This is a genomic window from Singulisphaera rosea (assembly GCF_054877945.1).
The window spans coordinates 306,958-324,693 of the sequence record NZ_JBTYIP020000007.1; the positions used below are offsets into that span (position 1 = coordinate 306,958).

Below are 17,736 nucleotides of genomic sequence, written 5' to 3' on the forward strand. Positions count from 1 at the left end.
AGGAGCTCGGCCCGGATTCGCGGGGATTCTCATTCGACCCGTCCCAGATATTCCTGATCCCGAGAGGGCTTCGACGATGACCAACCTGACCCCCGAGCAGCGTGTCCTGGGACGCGAGAATGCGAACCAGGCGCTCGGAGTGACCCGACGCGACATGCTCAAGGCCGCGGCCGCCGCCCCGGCCCTGGGCGCGTTCTACTTCGGCTATGACAAGATGGACAAGCCCCCCGTCCGTGCCGCGATCATCGGCACGGGCAACGAGGGCTGCCAGGCGATGATCCGCGACCACAATCGCGACTATCTCAACTACATCGGCTTCTGCGACATCCGCCCGACCCAGCAGGCCCGCGCGGTCAAGGAGTTCACCGCGCACAAGCAGTACTCGGCCGAGGACGTGAAGAAGCTCAAGAAGTACGCCGACCACAAGGAGATGCTCGCCGACCCCGACGTCGAGGTCGTGGTCATCGCCCTGCCCCTCTGGCTCCACGCCCCGATCGCCATCGAGGCGATGAAGGCCGGCAAGCACGTCTTCTGCGAGAAGCTGATGGCGCACTCGGTCACCGAGTGCAAGGAGATGTGCCGGGTCGCCCGCGAGACCAACAAGCTCCTCGCCATCGGCCACCAGCGGCACTACTCGGTCCTGTACGACAACGCCAACTACCTCGTGCAGAACGGCCACCTCGGCGAGATCCGCCACATCCGCGCCCTCTGGCACCGCAACAACGCCCAGCCCAGGATCGCCAAGGGAGCCGACGGCAAGCCCGTCTACGACCCTCAGACCGGCCTCCCCGAGTATGTCAAGGACCCCCAGGGGAACGTCGTCTACGTCGACGGCTGGAAGCCCGACATCCTCAACGAAGACAAGAATATCGATTTCAAGAAGTACGGATACACAAGCCTCGACGAGCTGATCCGCTGGCGGCTCTACAACCGCACCGGCGCCGGCCTCATGGCCGAGTTGGGCAGCCACCAGCTCGACGCCTGCTCGATCTTCCTCGGCAAGAAGCACCCGTTGGCCGTCACGGGCATCGGCGGGACCTTCTTCTATACCGACGGCCGCGAAGTCGACGACCACGTCTTCGTCACGTTCGAGTTCCCGGGCAAGGCCCAGAACGACCACGTCGTCGTCACGTATTCGTCGATCAACACGAATGCGTTCGAGAACTACGGCGAGACCCTCATGGGCTCGCGCGGGACGATGGTCGTCGACGCCGAGAAGGAAATCCTCCTGTACAAGGAGGCGGGCAACGCCAACCTCTCGAGGACGACGAGCATCACCGTCGAGAAGGGCGCCGGCGGCAAGCCGGTCATCGAGGCCAGCCCGAGCACGGCCGGGCCTTCGGCCGCCTCTTCGCTCGGCGGCCTGGCGACCGCCGACCCCTCCCGCGGGTATCGCGAAGAGCTCGAGCATTTCGCCTTCTGCCTCCGCAACGGCAACGCGTCCGACTACTACGCCGACAAGGACCACCTCCCCCGCTGCCGGGGCGAGGTCGCCCTCGCCGACGCGGTGATCGCCCTGACGAGTAACCTCGCCATGCGGCAGAAGCGCCGGATCGAGTTCGACGAGAAGTGGTTCGACTATACGTCGCCCGAAGTTCCCGAAAACTCCGCGCACGCACTCGCCAAACGAAGCTGATCGACACGACGTCGGTTCGCCTCAACAAGAACGAGACTACGAGACCCGGCCTTCGCAAGGAGGTCGGGTCTTGTACGTTTCGAAGTCGACCTCCGAGTGCGAGCCGTCGACGTTGCGAAGTGGTGTCGTATTGACGGCTCCATCCGGATGCGGATGATCCCCCCGGTACGTGGGGCGCTCTTGCCCCGCGAATTTCGCCTTGGCTTCTGCAGCAAAAACGGGGCAGGAGTGCCCCACGGCCCGGGGGGACGTCCGGTGGGATTGTCAGCGTCGAGTCGGCCTTGCCAAATTTCGGGCGAATGCCGAGAATGGCGAGATCACCCAGGGAAGGGAGTTTCGCGACGAGTCTGACGCTCCCCGCCCCAGGTCCGCGCATAGGATCGGCCGGTCTCCTCCGGCCGGAAAAGGAGCGTCAACGGATGGCCGCCGCCTCGCTGCCCACGACCCCGACCGCGTCGCCGCCCACCACGACGCCCGTCCATCGGATCGGGGAGCAGGTCTTCGACATCGTCTCCGACATCGGAGACGTGGCGCTCTTCTCGGCACTGACCTTCTCCTGGCTGTTCCGCAGGCGCTCGCGATGGTCGGTGCTCATCCCGAGCTTCTACGCGATCGGCGTGATGAGCGTCCCCGTCGTGGCGATCACCGGGACGTTCATCGGCATGGTGCTCGCCGTCCAGGCCCATAGCCAGTTCGCGATGATGGGGCTGGCGACCCGGCTCGGGTCGGTCATCAACATCTCGTTGGTCAAGGAGCTCGGGCCGGTCCTGGCCGCGACGATGCTCGCCGGACGAGTCGGCTCGGCGATGTCGGCCGAGCTCGGGACCATGCGCGTCACCGAACAGATCGACGCCCTTACTGCCCTCGGCACAAACCCGATTCACTACCTGGTCGTGCCACGATTCCTCGCTTGCTTCTTGCTGATCCCCCTGCTCACCCTCATGGCCGACTTCATGGGCGTGATCGGCGGCGCGGTCGTCAGTACGCAGATCCTCATGGTCGACTCGTTCGCCTACTGGCAACACTCCCGAGAATATGTCGGGGGTCTAGACCTGTTCGCGGGTGTGTTCAAGAGCTTCTTCTTCGGCGCAGCCATCGCCCTCATCAGTTGCCACCGAGGATTCCACTCGAGGGCCGGTGCCGAGGGGGTCGGCCGGGCCGCGACCGAAGCCTTCGTGTACTCGTTCATCGCGATCCTATTCGTGGACTTCACGGTCGGCATCGCGTGGAACGCGGTCTACTACTTCATCTGGCCCAATTCGGCGGGCCTCCTATGAGTTCGACCCCGCCCTCACCTCCGCCACAGGCTCAAGGTCCAGGCGCCCCGATCGTCGAGATCCTCGGCATCACGATGCGGTTTCGCCAGCAGACCGTCCTCCGCAACCTGACCTTGAAGGTCCGTCGCGGGGAGACCCTTTGCATCATCGGCGAGAGCGGTTGCGGCAAGACCGTGCTCCTCAAGCTGATGATTGGCCTCATTCGTCCGACCATCGGCATGGTCAAGTTCGACTCGCGCGACCTCTCCACGCTCGACGAACAAGAAATGACCCAGACGCGGCTCCGCTTCGGCTTCCTTTTCCAGATGGCCGCTCTCTTTGACAGCCTCACGATCTACGACAACGTCGCCTTCGGCCCCCGCGAGCACAACCTGTTCGACGAGGCGACCCTCGAACGGATCGTCACCGAACGACTCCAGGAGGTCGGGCTACCGTCGGGCTTGGAACAGAAGAAACCGGCCGAGCTCTCGGGGGGCCAACGCAAACGCGTCGGGCTCGCACGGGCCCTCGCCCTCGACCCCGAGGTCATGCTCTACGACGAGCCGACCACGGGCCTCGACCCGATCATGAGCGACGTCATCAACGAGCTAATCCTCCAAACTCAGCGCACGAAGAAAGCGACCGGGATCGTCGTCACGCACGACATGAAGACCGTGCTCAAGGTCGCCGACCGTGTCGTGATGCTTTATCCCCTCGCTCGTCTCGGCCCCGACGAGTCGCAGGTGCTCTACGACGGACCGCCTTCAGGGCTCGAAGATCACCCCGACAGCCGAGTCCGCCAGTTCGTTCGAGGCGAAGCCGGTGAACGCCTCCGAGAGATGGCCCAGAACCGAGACAAATAGCAGGTATCTTCCCAGAGGGTCCTCATGAACGAACGGGTGATGCAATTCCGGATCGGCATGTTCGTCATCGTGGCGGGCCTCGTCCTGACCATGCTGATCGTCTGGTTCGGCGAGTCCCCGTCCCTGCTCCGCGACCACGTCTACGTCGTTGTCCACTACACCGAGGCCCCCGGCGTCAGCGAAGGGACCCCGGTCCGGAAGAGCGGGATCCGCGTCGGCGAAGTTGCCTCCATCGTCTTCGACACCCGCCCGAATCAGCCCGATGGCGTGCTCGTCACGCTCTCCCTCGACGGGAAATACAAGATCCGTGCGGGCTCGGTCCCTCAGGTCTCCCGGTCCCTGATCGGCGACGTTGCGATCGACCTCATGCCCGGGACAGGCTCGGGGCAGTTGGCCACGTCGAGGACCCCTCAGGACGCACCGATCATCGAAGGAGCCGTCGCTCCCGACCCTTCCAAAGCACTCGCCGCCGCGACGCAGGCGTTCGAAAAGGCCGGTACGACCCTCGCGGCCATCGACCTCGCCGCCAACGGGATCGCGAAGGTCGCCAAGAACGCCGACAACCTCAACGCATTCCTCGACACCTGGTCGAACACCGGTCACAAGGTCTCCGCCGCCGCCGCCGGCATCGACCGCTTCATCGCCGCTAACGAGGCCGACTTCAAGCCCGCTGTTGCGAACATCCGCGACGTCTCGCGAAAGGTCAACGACGCACTCGACGCACCAACTTTGACCGCGGTCAAGTCCGGGGTCGACCGCTTCTCCTCCACCTTCGCCAAGGCCGACAGTAGCCTCTCCGCCGCCGGCCCCCTCTTCCGAGACCTCGGCGCCTCGCCCAACACCAAACCCACCACCGACTTCGGCCAGACCGTCCGGCGCCTCAACCTGATCACGGCCGACGTCAACCTCTTGACCCGCCAGCTCTCCGACGGCAACGGCAACCTCAACTCGCAAGGCAGCATCCAGAAGTTGATCATGCGAGCCGAACTCTACGACAACGTGAACCGGATGGCCACCTCCGCGAACGAACTGCTGCTCGGCTTCAAACCGATCGTCAACTCCTTCCGCGTCTTCGCCGAGAAGGTCGCACGCGACCCTTCCTCGATGATGCGAGGCGCACTCCAGCGCTAACCTTCCCGTCAACGCCAAGGACCTTCTCTCTCGTCATCGAGCGAGAAGGCCCTGAGTACTCCCACGATCAACCGCATCGCCTCGAGCTCGCCACAACAAACGTCGCCAACCTGCCTTCGACACCGCCCAGTGAGACGGCTGAGTCTCAATCGTCGTCATCATCATCGTCATCGTCGTCATCTCGAGCTTTACGCCGATCGGTCAACTTCATCGGGCGGCTAAAGCTATAGGGCACGACGCGAGGGCGGGGTCGGAGGGTAGTCGTCGCTTGAGCCTGTCTCACCGGTTCGTCCGTCCGGGAAAACGGCGACGGCCCGGACGGCATCGCCGGAAGTTCCGAGGGCGGGATCACCTCGATCCCCGAGGACGGGATCGGCTGCAACTCGGTCTCCCCATCGGGAACAACCTCACCGGGAGCCAGGTCAGGTCCGGGAATCACTATCCCTGGCTCCGGCGGCACCACGATGCCCGACTTTGGCGGCGGGTAGAGGCCCTCGCCGATCACTCCCGGCCCACAAACCTTGCAGGTGCCTTCGCATCGATTCCCCAGCGACCTGAGCCCCTGCTTCGCCCACTTCCTCGTCGCGTGATCCGGGTCGCTCGCCGCCGCCCGGCTCAACGCCAGGTGCGCCTCGGGCAGACACGGCGCCATCTTCGCGAGCGACTCGGCCGCCTCCTCGCGAACCTCCTCGTTGCGGTCGTTCAATAACGCAAACACCAAAGCCCCGACGACTTCGGGGTGACATCTCCAGTCAAACTCCCGCAACTCTTCCGCCGCGTCGTCCCGTTCCTGCCACCTCCAACTTCGTTGGAGACGGACGATCTCTCGCATCACTTCCGACTTTTCCGCACCGCACAGGTCGCAGCTTCCTTTGGCTTTCCCGTGATGGCCGTGAAAACCAAGGAGCGATTGCGAGGATAGTAACAAGGCGCCGAGCGTCGTAGCGAGCATGGCGAGCACTCCAGGCGGAGACTTCATCAACTCAAGAATTCTATCATACTAATTTCGCCGGAAGCCCGGCAACACCGAAGCTACCTAATCGTCCCAAACACCCCAAAACCCCAGTTGCTCCGTCAATTCCAGTGACGAAAGTTCGATCACGCAAGCCCGTCCGGATGGGGACGGCAAACGACCCGGGGCGGCTCACAATCCCTACGACATTGCCTTCTCTATCGATTACTTAAATCACGACAAAATACACATATTTCGTTCAAACGGTCCCCTTGGGAAGGCCGTCTCGGACGCTCCGCGTCCTCTTTTTCCCGAATTCCACGGTAAACGAGAGGACGGTCCTCTGGCGCATGTGATCTCCGAGAATTCACCCCCGCACAGGCCGTGCGTGGACGCGTTTCGCAGCCCAAAAGCCGACGCGGACCGTCGAAGACGGCATCCCCAAGGGGACCCTGGGAACGAGGTTTTTCGTTTGCAACCCGAGCGGGAACCGCCCTGACTGGGCTTTTGGAACTCGTCGAATCTCCCAAATCGCGATCGGTCTCCGGAAAGGGAAAGCGCGGCCACCGGGGAAAAAACGTCAATTCTAAATCACTTAAGCAACAAAACAATTCTAATATTTTTCGGTTTAACCGCGATAATTTGCGGCTCGCCTCGGATGCTGCCGTCCTCTTGCGATCCCCGCGTAGTCGGGTGATGATATCTCGGAGAGGATTTCGGAGCATGTTGCGAGGGTTGTCGAGGAGGAGAGAGTGGACCGATCCCCGAAACTGGCCAGCCCCTCCCTGGTCGTCCTGGCGGTCCTCGCCGTCATCGCCGCGCTTTATTTGCTCAAGGCGATCTTGATCCCGATCGCACTCGCGCTGGTCCTGGCGTGCATGCTCGCACCGGTGACCACGGTTCTCAGGAAACTGCTCCCGCTTGGGCCGACGGGCGCGGCGGTCGTTTTGTTTCTGCTGATGGTGCTCTGCGGGCTTTATGTGGCGAGCCTCGCGGCCGAGAGCCTGGTCCAGGCGGCGAATTCGCTGCCGACGGATATCGAGCATATCTCGGGGCAGTTGAGCCGGCGACTCAACGACATGATCCGCGACCATCCGTCGATGCGCGGGATTTTGCCGGAGCCGGGGACGATCGACCTACTCGGGGATGCGAACCGGGCTTTGGTCATCGACAACTTGAGCTACGGGCTGGCGGACCTCACGATCCGGGTCGGGCAAGGGATGTTTATCTTGATCCTGGTGCTCTTCCTGCTGGCGGAGAGCGAGATGCTCACGCCGAAGGTGATCCGTTTTTTTGCGGCGACTCCCGGGGATGCGGTCGCGGCGGGGAAGATCCTTAGCAGGCTCACGGGGCAGATCCGGTCGTACCTCGTGGCGAGGACGTTGATCAACCTCGGGCTCGGGATCGTGCTTTCGCTCGCGCTTTGGGTGTTGAACGTCAAGTATGCGTTCGCACTCGGCCTTTTCGCGGGGTTGGCGAACTTTATCCCGTATGTCGGACAGCTCATCGGCGGGTCATTGCCGAGTCTGATCTCGCTCGGGCAGTCGGGATCGATCGGCGATGCCCTGATCGTGGCCTCGGTGTACCTCGCGGCGGTGGCCGTGGAGGGGTATGTCGTGACGCCGTTCATCATGGGACGGTCGCTCGACATGAACGGGACGACGGTCCTGATCGCGTGCCTCTTCTGGGGCTTCCTGTGGGGGCTCGTTGGGTTGATCCTGGCGATGCCGATCGCGGTCTCGATGAAGCTGGTCTTTCAGGCAGTCCCCGAGCTGAATCGCTGGGCCGAGTTGATGAGCATGGATTGGAAAACCCCGCCGGTGGCGACTCTCGCGGAAGTGCCTCCTCCCGACGGGCCGGGCCCTCCGGGGGCAATCTCGGACCCCGCGATGGCTGCAAGCCCGTCTCGGCATCGAGTTTGACGTTCTTGCGATCGAACCGGGTCGGGGCATCGGATCCGATTTCGCGACATCGAAAGGATTTCGTCACGTGCAAAGCTTGTTGCTCGCGATCGCGATGACTGTGGCCCCGACTCCGATCGAACGAGGTCAAGTCGCGTTCCGCCCTACCCCGGCGGAGTCGTCCGTACCCGAACAGTTCCGGCTCTCGGCCGAGGTCTTTTCATTTGAGGCCGAGCTGCGGTTGACTCACGAGACATACACTGTCTCGGCGGTCCGATTCCCGTCGCCGATCACCACGCCTGATCCCGAGAACAACACGGTTCATGCCGAATACTTCCGCCCCGTCGGGGCATCAAAGCGGCCCGCCGTGGTCGTGCTGCACATCCTGGGGGCCGACTTCGCGCTTTCGAGATACCTGGCAGCCCGGCTGGCCGATCGCGGGGTCGCCGCCCTGTTCCTGAAGTTGCCGTACTATGGAGAGCGACGACCCGCGAGGGGCGAGAAGCGCTTCCTTTCGACGGACATGGAGCGCTCGCTGCTGGCAATGCGCCAGGGAGTTTGCGACGTCCGGCGCGCGGCCGCCTGGCTGGCCTCGAGGCCGGAGGTCGACCCGACGAAGCTCGGGGTCACGGGGATCAGCCTGGGGGGAATCGTGGCCTCGCTCGCGGCGGCGTCGGATCCGACGTTGCGAAACGCCGCGTTCCTGTTTGCGGGGGGTGATCTCGCAACGATCCTCTGGGAGATGCCCGAGGCGGCCAAGTATCGCACGCTCTGGGTCGAGTCGGGTCGGAATCGCGCGGATCTGAAACGACTCACGACGCCGCTGGACCCGTTGACTTACGCCGACCGCCTCGTCGGTAAACATCTGATGATGGTCGCCGGCAAGGTCGACGAGGTCATCCCCCCCTCCTCGGCTCGGTCGCTTTGGGAATCGTCGGGTCGGCCCCCGATCATCTGGTACGACTGCGGCCACTACTCGGCGGCCGGTTTCCTTCTCCCCGCGGTCCGGGAGACGGTCGAGTTCTTCGCGGCGGACATCGGCGGGAGTTGATGCCCTCGCTCCAGGCCCCCGGCGACGAACCCCGATTCGCTTCGCGGAAACCGTTGCGGGAAGGAGGGCTTCGGGGTATCCTCCCGCGTCGGGAATACCCGCTCGAGGCGACAGGAGGGTGCGGATGGCGGCCCAGGTCACCAGCGTTTTCTTGTACGTGGACGACGTACTCAAATCGCTCGAATTCTATAACGAGGTTGTGGGCGCCCAGGTGGCCCAGGTCCATGCCGAGACCGAGGGGGCACCGATCAGCCTGGCGATCCTCCGGATCGGCAACTTCAGCCTGATGCTCCACCCGCGCGAGGCCCACTCCGCCGAATTCACCGATACGCGGCCGGGCGTCGGGATCCACCTCCAGTTGCGTGTGGACGACATCGATGGCTTCTATCAACATTGCCTCGACGAAGGGGCGATGCTGAGCGTCTCCGGCGAGCCCGCGGACCAGAGTTGGGGGTGGCGTGAATTCGCCTTGAAAGATCCCGACGGCTACGTCTGGTCAATCTACCAGGACAATACGGGCGGCCAGTGGACCTGAGCTAGTCCTAAAACAAGCGTACCCGGCACGATGACATAGGGATGACAGCGGTCTGCGCCCTATAAAACAAGGCATGCCACGAAACTATGGAAATCGAAGAGGCGCTCACTCGAAAACGCACACGCTCGCGCAAGTGCCGTTGCCAAAACCCCTTAAATCCAAGTTGGAGGGGCGTGAGAGGGTTTTCGATACGCTTGGTTTAGGGCTAGTGCAATCCCGACGCAAACCAGATCGCCTGCGCCCTAGACCTCCCAGCCTTCGGCGAGGGCCAGGAGGTTTGAGCAGACAACCAACCCGGCCGTCTCGATCCGCAAGAGCGTCGGGCCGAGCCCAACCGACACCCATCCTGACGATCGAGCAGCCTCGGCCTCAGAATCCGTGAATCCCCCCTCGGGTCCGATCGCCACGATGGCCTCGCCCCCTCGTCGTCCGCTCGGCCAGGAGTACAAGGGCTTCCCCCCCGGGTGCGCCAGGAGGCGGGGACCGTCGCAAGGCTTTGCCGCGAAGGATGCCCAGGGGATCGGGCGGTCGAGCTCCATCAACCGGTTCCGGCCGCACTGCTTCGAGGACTCGACGATCGCCCGCCGCAGGCGGTCGAGCTTGGTCGCGCGTGGGTCGACGACCGACCGCTCGGTCACGATCGGAACGAGCCTCGAGACCCCGAGCTCGGTCGCTTTCTCGACGAGCCAGTCGAAGCGATCCCCTTTCGGCACCGCCGTGGCGAGGGTGAGCTCGATCGCAGCCCGACGATCGGGAGCCACACCGTCGAGAACGACGAGTTCCACCCGATCCCGTCCCGTGCCGACGACCTCCGCCAGGACGGAATGGCCCCGGCCGTCAAAGACTTCGACCTGGGCTCCGACGTCGAGTCGACGGACCCGGCTCAAGTGTCGGGCCTCGTCCCCCTCGAGCGTCAGCCGGCCCTCTCGGGCGGGTTCGGGGCAATAGAAGCGGTCGGGCACCGATCCTCCTCAATGGTTGTGGCAAAAGGCGAGGCGGATTTTAACCGATGGTAGGGAAGGGATGCGACGCCAGGATGCGCGTCCGCATGGAGAGGGATGAAGGGAGTACGTCGCTCGGTGTGGAAAGGCCATTGGAAACTTCGTCGCGACCCGTTCCTCGACCCCGGTTCGCCCTTCGTCTCCCTTCCCGGTCATGAGGAGGCCGTGGAGCGTTTGGTCCAGACGATCGAGTCCGGGCAGCGGTCGGCCTTACTCCGTGGGGCGGGCGGATTGGGCAAGACTCGAGTCTTGGCCCAGGCCCTGGCCAGGGTCAAGCGACCCACTCGTCGCATCGCCCTCCTGACGAGCCCTTCCGACGGCGCCCAACTCCTGGGCGGCCTCGCGGAAGGGTTGGGAGCCCGGGTCGACCCGGCCGCCGGCCGAGCCCTGGCGTGGAAATCCCTTGCCGACGCCGTCCGACTCTGCCGCTGGCAACGCTTGCACGTCGTCCTTGCGGTCGACGACTCACAGGACCTTCTCGACGGCACCGACCGCCTTGACCTCGAACGCCTAATCCACCTCGACACTCACCCCGAATCCCGGCTCACCGTGATTCGGGCCGCTCGGGAGCTCGAGGACGGTGAAATCTCGGGCCAGGTGTGGGGCCTCTCGATTCGACTGGTCCCCCTGACACGTTCCGAGTCGGAGCATTACCTCCTCGAGAAGCTCGGGGCCGCGGGCAGGCTCGAGCCAACATTCACGCCAAGGGCGATCCAACGAATCCATTCCAGGGCCGGGGGAAACCCGCGAGGGCTCGACCGGCTGGCCTCGCTCGCCTTGATGGCGGGGGCCGTGTCGGGACTTGAGATCATCACGCCGGAGGTCGTCGACGGATCCTCCCGCGAGTGCGTGGGCGACCCGCTGACCGCCTAGCCTCGGGTCGTTCGGGGTGGTCGGCCATGGCGGCCCCGTGCTAGGATAATTCGAGACGGTCGACGTCAGGTGCGGGGCGTCGCCGGTCGTGATGGCCCTCCGACACCGACCCGGCCTCCCCAGCCATGACGAAAACCTCCGTCCCTCTCCACAACCCCTACAAGGCGGCGTTCCTGGCCTGGCTCTGCCCGGGGCTAGGGCACTACTATCAGGGGCGAGTCGGCAAAGCCATTCTGTACGCCTCGTGCATCCTGACGCTCTACTTCCTCGGCTTCGCGATCGGCGAGGGGAAGATCGTCTACTGGCGTTGGGTCAACCCGCTGAAGAACCCCGAGAAGTTCTGCCTGCACTACGTCGGCCAGTTCTTCGTCGGCCTCCCGACCCTCCCCGCTCTCATCCAGGGGACCCTGGCCTACTACGGGCTCGAGCCGCTCCTGGGGGGATTCATGGCGGATCCTCCCCAGAACGTGATCAACGGGCTGCATCCGCGCCTCGGCAAGCTCGTGGAGGTCGGCACCATCTACACGACCGTCGCGGGACTGCTGAACATCCTCGCGATCTACGACGCTTACGAAGGCCCGGCCTACTCCGATAGCGAAGAGGAGTCGACCGAGGAGCCCGCCGTCCCGGCCACCGCCGCGATCGCGAATCTCGAAGGCCTCAAGGCGGAGGGGTCGGCATGATTCACATCTACTGGTTTGTTCTTCCACTGGTCGTCGCGATCAGCCTCGTCTACTCCGCGTCGCGGCACGAGTCCTGGCCCAAGATCTGGGGCCATGCGTTCCGCCTTTGCGGCATGATCATCGGCATCCTCGCCGCGTCGACGACGATCCTGCTCTTCATCAACACCTGGGTCTGAACGTCACGGTCACGCTCGAGCGCCCGGATCCGCCAAGGATGCCGGTTCGGGCGTGGGTTGATCCGCCTTACGTCGCCAGTGAAGGGTACAGAAGGCGAGGACCGCGAAGACCTGGACGATCGCGAGGGGCAGGAACTGCATCCAACGTCGACCTTCGGGGAGGCCCTCGATGTCGGCCGGTCGTAGGGTGCTGACGGCGTTGCGCGTAAATCGCCCATCGATCCAGCCGCGGGGCAGTGGAGCGCCTTGCCAGAGCGGCCAGACGACCTCGACGAGCGGATCCAGGAAAGCCCGATCCGGGATCCGTGCACCGACCCCCTGGAAGAGCAGCATCAACACCCCACCCGCACCGGCCAAAGCCACCCCGATCCAGGTTGTGGCTCGCCCCAGCGCCAGGAAACCGGCGACCGGCAGCATCGCGAACGGCAGGAGCGGCACGAGGAGCCGAGGCCCGGTCGACCAGCCTCCGGTCCACTCGGGATAGCTGAGGTTGACGAGCGCGATCGCGGCGACGACCGCCGCCGAGACTACCGCCATCCCCCAGAATCGCCGGCCGACCAGGACCAGCCACCCGGGAATTGCAAGCATCAAGATGGGTGCATAAAAAAAGAGCCCGCGGTAACGCCCCCAGAACAGCGGGATGGCGTGGGACCAGTCCGGGGGTCGGAGCCCCAGCGGATTCTTGGACGAATGGACGTCGCGGAACGCCTCGGTCGCGTGGTGAAAGTACCCCATCTCGAGGAACGACCCGAACGCAAGTTGGTTGTAAACCAAAAGCAGAAGCGTCGGCAGGAGCGCCCCCACGCCGAATTCGCCCAGGACCGCGACCCCTCGGCGACGTCCGATGACCTGGGCCAGAAGGTAGAATCCCAGGATCGCCGAGACGGGCCCGACCTGGAGCTCGATGACCGACGCATAGGCGGCCAGAAACCCCGCCAGGAGCATCCGGATCGCCCGGCGGGTGCGCCCGATCTCGAGCCGCCAGAGTAACGCGAACGAGCCCAGCAAGGCGAACGCTGAGGCCTGGTGGCCATAGCTCATCGTCGCATAGGCATACGCGGGCGTTGCGAGGCCGTACCCGAGCCCAACCAGGGCCGACCGCCGAGGCCCGCAGCCGACGTCGCGAGCGAGGCCCACGAGCAGGACACCCGTTAGCGCCGAGAGGAGGCCCGAGGTCCCCAGGGTCGTCCAGTAATCCGCCGGCCAGTAGGCGAACCCCGGTCGCTTCAAGGGATGCCCCGGCAGGCCGAAGACGGCCTTGGCCACGAGATACGGACCGGTCGCCAGGAGAGAATATCCGGGCAGCTTGTCGGTGAAATAGTGGCCGTGGAACCAGGCCTTATCCCCGGTCTGGTCGTCGAGCCCGTCGAGGCTGATCGTGCCCCGATCGACGATGGCATAGGTGAGCATGAGCCGGCTCGCGCTATTCCAGTCGCGCGAGTGCCAGAAGAAGGCGTAGCTGCCGATCAAAATCAGAAAGACCCAGAGTTCGGGGCTTCGGAGAGGCCGCACGATCAGGCATCCTCGGAGTTGGTCTTGGGCCGGGCGACCCGCCGGAGCGAATCGAAGGCCGTGATGGCTCCCAACGAGGCCAGGAGCGCCGAGACGGGCTGGAGCGAGATGAAGTAACGATCCCAGGCCAGGGGGAGGTAGGCCGTCACGACGATGAGGGTCACGACCGCCTGGACCACCAGGGCCCAGGTTATCGGCAGCGCCTCCGTCGCCGAAGCGTGACGCCCCAGGGCAATCGCCACGCCTAAGCCCCAGAGGACGCACGGGATCCAGAAGACGAGTCCCCAATCCTGGCCCGGGTCATAGCGTTTGTCCGAGTCCGAGGCGCGAGGCCCAAAGGGACCGAACCTCCCGAACCCCTGGACGGCGACGGTCGACAGTTTGGCCGCCGGAGTCTTCAAGGCGTTGTGCGGATGGATTGTCTGCTGACCGCTCGACGTCGAGACCCGATGCGTCACGAGCCACTTCCCTCGGCCCCAGACGTTCATCTGGACGATCTCGTCGAACTGGGAGGGTAACGCTTGCCGAGGGTGGGCCGTCATGAACGGGTTCAGCACCACGAACGTGGCGACCGAGACGACTCCCGCAACGACGGCCGCCGAAATCCAGAGAACCTTGCGCGTCCATGGGATCCGAGGCAAGACGAGCGCCAAGGCCCCCCAGGCCAGGATGACGAACATCACCATGCCGCCGTTAAGCTTCGCGAGAGTCGCCAGCCCCGCGAAGACCCCGGCCGAAAGCGCTCCCAGCCACGACGCCAGGCCATTGTTCCCCGAGAGGATTCTCCGCCAGGTCCAGAGCCCGAAGAAGGCCGACGCCAGCATCAGGCTTTCACAGGGGACGTCCGACATCGCCCGACGCGCATGCATGGCATAGAGCGGGTTGATCATGAGGAGCAACGCGGCGAGCCAACCGACGCGACGCCCCGACACGAGCACCCCCAACCCGTACGCGGCAACACAGCCGAGTGCCCCGAACACGGGAGACGGCTCGCGAGCGACCACGAGCATCTCGTGGGGACCGAACGTACTCTTCGGGTTGTGATACCAATCGAACGCCGCTTGCTGCGGAGGAGCCTGGTAGCCTCCCGCCGAGAGCGCCAGGCCGATCACGAGCTTTGGAAGGGGCGGCAGGTCGAACGCCGCGTAGCCGAGCCAGGCGGGATGGTTGGAGTCGCCGTTCCAGTAGAGATCCGCGAAGTAGGCCTGGGAGATATAGGCCCACTCGTCGATGAACGTGGGTTCATCCGCCAATCGGTATCCGAAGACCACGACGGCAAGGATCGCGAGCAAGGCCGCGTCCAACCACCTTGCACTCCTGGAAAATGGGACGGATATAGGGGTTGTCTCGGATTCGGACATGGCCCCGCCGGGGTCGAGATGGAAGCTTGGGGAAAGTTTGCGGAATCCACGGTAGTTGGCCGCAAAAACATTGTAGAAATCCGCGGGGATTTTTGGCAACCGTAGGATCGTCGGCTAAGTTTCATCGACGATCTTCAACAACGTGTGGTCGTCACCCAGACTCCGCACCCGCAGCACCACGACCGGATGGCTTGATCGCCGCGAGGTCGGGTCGGCGGCTACGAATCGGCGGCCGGAGTGCCGCCGGGATGATGTGGACGGCGGGAGGGCTTCGCCCGCTCGTCGCGTCAGGGAACAGTTGCTTACGAATTGAGTCGACACCCACGAGCGTCCCGATGCGAACCGTCCCTCCGCGCCGACCGAGGCGAACCGCCGAGCGTGACCGAGCCGGATTCCGGCACGGGAGCGTCTCGATCGTGGTCCGTCGACCAGTCGGTCGCGAAGGACCCGTGACGTCCTGACCACCCACGAGTTGGGCGAACGTCCAGCTGGGCCCCCGGTTCGGTGCTGCGCGGTCAGTCGACCCCGCCACCGAGGGCGTGGTCCCTGGCTCGAGGAGGCCATGCGATGCGCGTAGTGGTGTCGGAAGATGGGAGAATCGAGCGATGACGACGATGCGATGGTGTGGAGGACGCTCCCCGCGAGGGGCGCCTCGATCGGCCGGGTCCCGTCGAGGCCGGCCGATGATCCTGGCCCTGTTGGCCGCCGCGAGCCTGCTCCCGGCCGGCTGCCAGGCGGGCCTTTCCGGCGCCTGCGGCGGTGGCCCCTGCGGCAGCACGAGCCCCGGGTTCCTCAGCCGGATCCGCTCTCGAGTCTTCACACGTCCCGCGCCTGCGGCCCCCTGCTGCGGTCAGACGATCGGTGGCGAGGCACCCCTCGAAATGGGCTCCCCCGCCGTCGTGACGCCGATCCCCGGCCCGGGTGCCACGATCGTCCCGTCAAACCCGCTAATCCCCTCGTCTCCCCCGGCGACGACCGAACCTCCGATCAACGATCTGGAGGCAATCCCGTCGAAGGAGAAGACCCCGTCGGCAGTGCCTGGCTCGGCGAGTGAGACGGGCACGAAGCCGACCGCAGGACGCGCGAGCTACGAGGCCTCGGGCTCGCGCAATCGGATCAGTCGCTTCGGCGACGACCTGACTCGGGCAACCGTGACGACCTCCGAGCCGGCCTCCGGGTCGGCGCGGGGGTCCGCCCCGTCGTTCTCCGAGGAGCCGACGGTCTCGCTCCTCGAGAACTTGCCGGCCGTCGAAGACATCCGCGACTGGCGTTCCAATGATTTGCCGCCCCCCGCGGAGGCGGAATCGTTGAAAGCCCCCGAGGCCAAGAAGCCCGAAGCGTCGCCTCGGGCTGAGCCTGCGTCTTCCTCCGTCGAGCCGCCGGTGGGTGCCGTCAGCGTCACCCCCGGCTTCCGGCGCTTCAAGTCGGTCGAGCCCAAGCTCGCCGGCGGCAGTCTCCCGACCAAGGAGGGTCTCGACTGGCTCGCGGAGAAGGGCTACAAAACCCTCCTCGACTTGCGAGAGCCGAGCGAAGTCCAAGCCTCATTCATTGCCGATGTGACGAGCCGTGGTCTGCGATATGTTGTCTTACCGATTGGTCTGAAGCAAGTGGATGCCGAACATGTCTCCCGATTCGAAGAAGAACTCGCCCTGGCCAGCTCACGTCCCCTTTACTTTTGCGATACCGACGGGTCTCGTGCGGGCGTACTCTGGTACATCCATCAGTTGACCGTGAACAAGATCGACGCCCAGGAGGCCAATCGCGAGGCCGAGGAACTCGGACTCACGGACAAGGTCTACTGGAGCGCGGCGAGCTCCTACCTCGAAGGGCTGAAGTCTCCCCAGGCAAGTACGCCCGCAGCGCAGAATCCGCCCGCCCCGACGAGCCCTACCGCCGGCCCATCGGCCGCGCGCGGGAGATCCAAGACCGACGAACTCGCGGGGGCCGACCCCGAATCCAAGTCACTCAAGGACGTCGCGACTCCGCCCGATGACGACCATCTCAAGGTGACCGATCACCGCGACCAGACTTCCTGGCGTTCCTACGCCGCGCTCGTGGTCACGGGCCTGGGCGTTCCACTCGCCTACATCAGTCGCTCGGCGTTCCCGTCCCTTCGAACGCTGTCGAGGGCCAGTCTCCCGTCACCGGGGCCAGGACCGAAATCGCTTCCTCCCGGGTCGGGTGCTTGAACGTGAGTCTTCGGGCGTGCAACGCGACGCGCTCCAACCCGTCGCCCGCCCGGACGGTGGTTTTCGCACCATACTTTCGGTCGCCCGCGATCGGGAACCCACGCTCGGCGAACTGCACGCGGATCTGATGACTCCGGCCGGTAATCGGCCGGACTTCCACCCAGGTCGTCCCCGCCTTTCGTCCGACCACCCGATACGCCAGCCGCGATTCGAGGCCGCCCGGCGTGCCCGGACGGACCGTCCGGACCACGTTCCTGGCCTCGTCTTTCGACAGTGTGTCGGACCACTCCCCGGTCTCTGGGGTCACGATCCCCTCGACGATCGCCCAGTAGATCTTCTCGACCGTCCCATCCCGGAACTGCGTGGAGAGCCTGCTCGCGGCCTTGCTCGTTCGGGCTAGCAGCACGACTCCCGAGGTCGTGCGATCGAGCCGGTGGACGAGGCCGACGAAGACATTCCCCGGCTTTTGGAAACGGACCTTCAGGTCGTCCTTCGCGAGATCGACCAGGCTGGGCTCGCCGGTGATGTCCCCCTGCGTCAGTAGTCCTGCGGGTTTATTGACGGCGAGGCAATGATTGTCCTCGTAGAGGACATCCAGCGTGGACTTGGCCATGTC

16 protein-coding genes are annotated in these 17,736 nt (G+C 64.8%); 11 read left to right on the forward strand and 5 right to left on the reverse strand.

Annotated features, from left to right (window positions below):
- Positions 1-76: 76 nt before the first annotated feature.
- The 4 genes from ACYOEI_RS15585 (at position 77) to ACYOEI_RS15600 (ending at position 4,886) form a co-directional block, all read left to right on the forward strand.
- Positions 77-1,636 carry a Gfo/Idh/MocA family oxidoreductase gene (locus ACYOEI_RS15585; RefSeq protein WP_462850436.1) on the forward strand — a complete coding sequence of 520 codons (1,560 nt, stop codon included), beginning with the start codon at positions 77-79 and terminating at the stop codon, positions 1,634-1,636.
- Between the two features lie 419 nt (positions 1,637-2,055).
- Positions 2,056-2,913 carry an MlaE family ABC transporter permease gene (locus ACYOEI_RS15590; protein ID WP_462850437.1) on the forward strand — a complete coding sequence of 286 codons (858 nt, stop codon included), beginning with the start codon at positions 2,056-2,058 and terminating at the stop codon, positions 2,911-2,913.
- Positions 2,910-3,755, forward strand: a complete 846-nt coding sequence (locus ACYOEI_RS15595) for an ABC transporter ATP-binding protein (RefSeq protein ID WP_462850438.1) — start codon at positions 2,910-2,912, stop codon at positions 3,753-3,755. Before ACYOEI_RS15590 ends, ACYOEI_RS15595 begins: the two co-directional genes overlap by 4 nt.
- Before the next feature lie 24 nt (positions 3,756-3,779).
- Positions 3,780-4,886 (forward strand): MlaD family protein, encoded by a 1,107-nt coding sequence (locus ACYOEI_RS15600; protein ID WP_462850439.1) that lies wholly within the window; start codon positions 3,780-3,782, stop codon positions 4,884-4,886.
- Between the two features lie 145 nt (positions 4,887-5,031).
- Here the strand turns inward: ACYOEI_RS15600 and ACYOEI_RS15605 are convergent, their stop codons facing one another.
- Positions 5,032-5,865: a HEAT repeat domain-containing protein gene (locus ACYOEI_RS15605; protein WP_462850440.1), complete on the reverse strand. Its 834-nt coding sequence runs from the start codon at positions 5,863-5,865 to the stop codon at positions 5,032-5,034.
- A 725-nt stretch (positions 5,866-6,590) separates the two neighbouring features.
- Here ACYOEI_RS15605 and ACYOEI_RS15610 point away from each other — a divergent pair.
- The 3 genes from ACYOEI_RS15610 (at position 6,591) to ACYOEI_RS15620 (ending at position 9,325) form a co-directional block, all read left to right on the forward strand.
- Entirely contained in the window at positions 6,591-7,760 is a 1,170-nt protein-coding gene (locus ACYOEI_RS15610) for an AI-2E family transporter (RefSeq protein ID WP_462850441.1), read from the forward strand.
- Positions 7,761-7,827: 67 nt separating this feature from the next.
- Complete coding sequence (locus tag ACYOEI_RS15615; RefSeq protein WP_462850442.1) at positions 7,828-8,790, forward strand: alpha/beta hydrolase family protein; 963 nt, start codon at positions 7,828-7,830, stop codon at positions 8,788-8,790.
- A 124-nt stretch (positions 8,791-8,914) separates the two neighbouring features.
- Complete coding sequence (locus tag ACYOEI_RS15620; RefSeq protein ID WP_462850443.1) at positions 8,915-9,325, forward strand: VOC family protein; 411 nt, start codon at positions 8,915-8,917, stop codon at positions 9,323-9,325.
- A gap of 242 nt (positions 9,326-9,567) precedes the next feature.
- Here ACYOEI_RS15620 and ACYOEI_RS15625 read toward each other — a convergent pair whose 3' ends face one another.
- Positions 9,568-10,287: an RsmE family RNA methyltransferase gene (locus ACYOEI_RS15625; RefSeq protein WP_462850444.1), complete on the reverse strand. Its 720-nt coding sequence runs from the start codon at positions 10,285-10,287 to the stop codon at positions 9,568-9,570.
- Between the two features lie 96 nt (positions 10,288-10,383).
- On the opposite strand from ACYOEI_RS15625, the gene ACYOEI_RS15630 reads away from it, so the two are divergent.
- The 3 genes from ACYOEI_RS15630 to ACYOEI_RS15640 all read left to right on the forward strand — a co-directional run bounded on the left by ACYOEI_RS15630 (position 10,384) and on the right by ACYOEI_RS15640 (position 12,058).
- The gene (locus ACYOEI_RS15630) at positions 10,384-11,199 is read left to right on the forward strand and encodes an AAA family ATPase (protein WP_462850445.1); all 816 of its coding nucleotides are present in this window, start codon (positions 10,384-10,386) and stop codon (positions 11,197-11,199) included.
- 125 nt (positions 11,200-11,324) lie between these two features.
- Entirely contained in the window at positions 11,325-11,882 is a 558-nt protein-coding gene (locus tag ACYOEI_RS15635) for a DUF6677 family protein (RefSeq protein ID WP_462850446.1), read from the forward strand.
- The gene (locus tag ACYOEI_RS15640; protein ID WP_462850447.1) at positions 11,879-12,058 is read left to right on the forward strand and encodes a hypothetical protein; all 180 of its coding nucleotides are present in this window, start codon (positions 11,879-11,881) and stop codon (positions 12,056-12,058) included. The genes ACYOEI_RS15635 and ACYOEI_RS15640 overlap by 4 nt, the downstream gene beginning before the upstream one ends.
- A gap of 9 nt (positions 12,059-12,067) precedes the next feature.
- Here ACYOEI_RS15640 and ACYOEI_RS15645 read toward each other — a convergent pair whose 3' ends face one another.
- Positions 12,068-13,570, reverse strand: coding sequence for a glycosyltransferase family protein (locus tag ACYOEI_RS15645; protein ID WP_462850448.1), 1,503 nt, complete (start codon positions 13,568-13,570; stop codon positions 12,068-12,070).
- Between the two features lie 2 nt (positions 13,571-13,572).
- Positions 13,573-14,874, reverse strand: coding sequence for an ArnT family glycosyltransferase (locus ACYOEI_RS15650; RefSeq protein WP_462850449.1), 1,302 nt, complete (start codon positions 14,872-14,874; stop codon positions 13,573-13,575).
- A 740-nt stretch (positions 14,875-15,614) separates the two neighbouring features.
- Between ACYOEI_RS15650 and ACYOEI_RS15655 the strand changes: the two genes are divergently transcribed.
- On the forward strand, positions 15,615-17,120 hold the full coding sequence (locus ACYOEI_RS15655; RefSeq protein ID WP_462850450.1) for a fused DSP-PTPase phosphatase/NAD kinase-like protein: 1,506 nt from the start codon (positions 15,615-15,617) through the stop codon (positions 17,118-17,120).
- On the opposite strand, the gene ACYOEI_RS15660 is transcribed toward ACYOEI_RS15655, so the two are convergent.
- Entirely contained in the window at positions 17,020-17,733 is a 714-nt protein-coding gene (locus tag ACYOEI_RS15660; RefSeq protein WP_462850451.1) for an RluA family pseudouridine synthase, read from the reverse strand. The two genes, ACYOEI_RS15655 and ACYOEI_RS15660, sit on opposite strands and share 101 nt — an antisense overlap.
- Positions 17,734-17,736 lie beyond the last annotated feature (3 nt).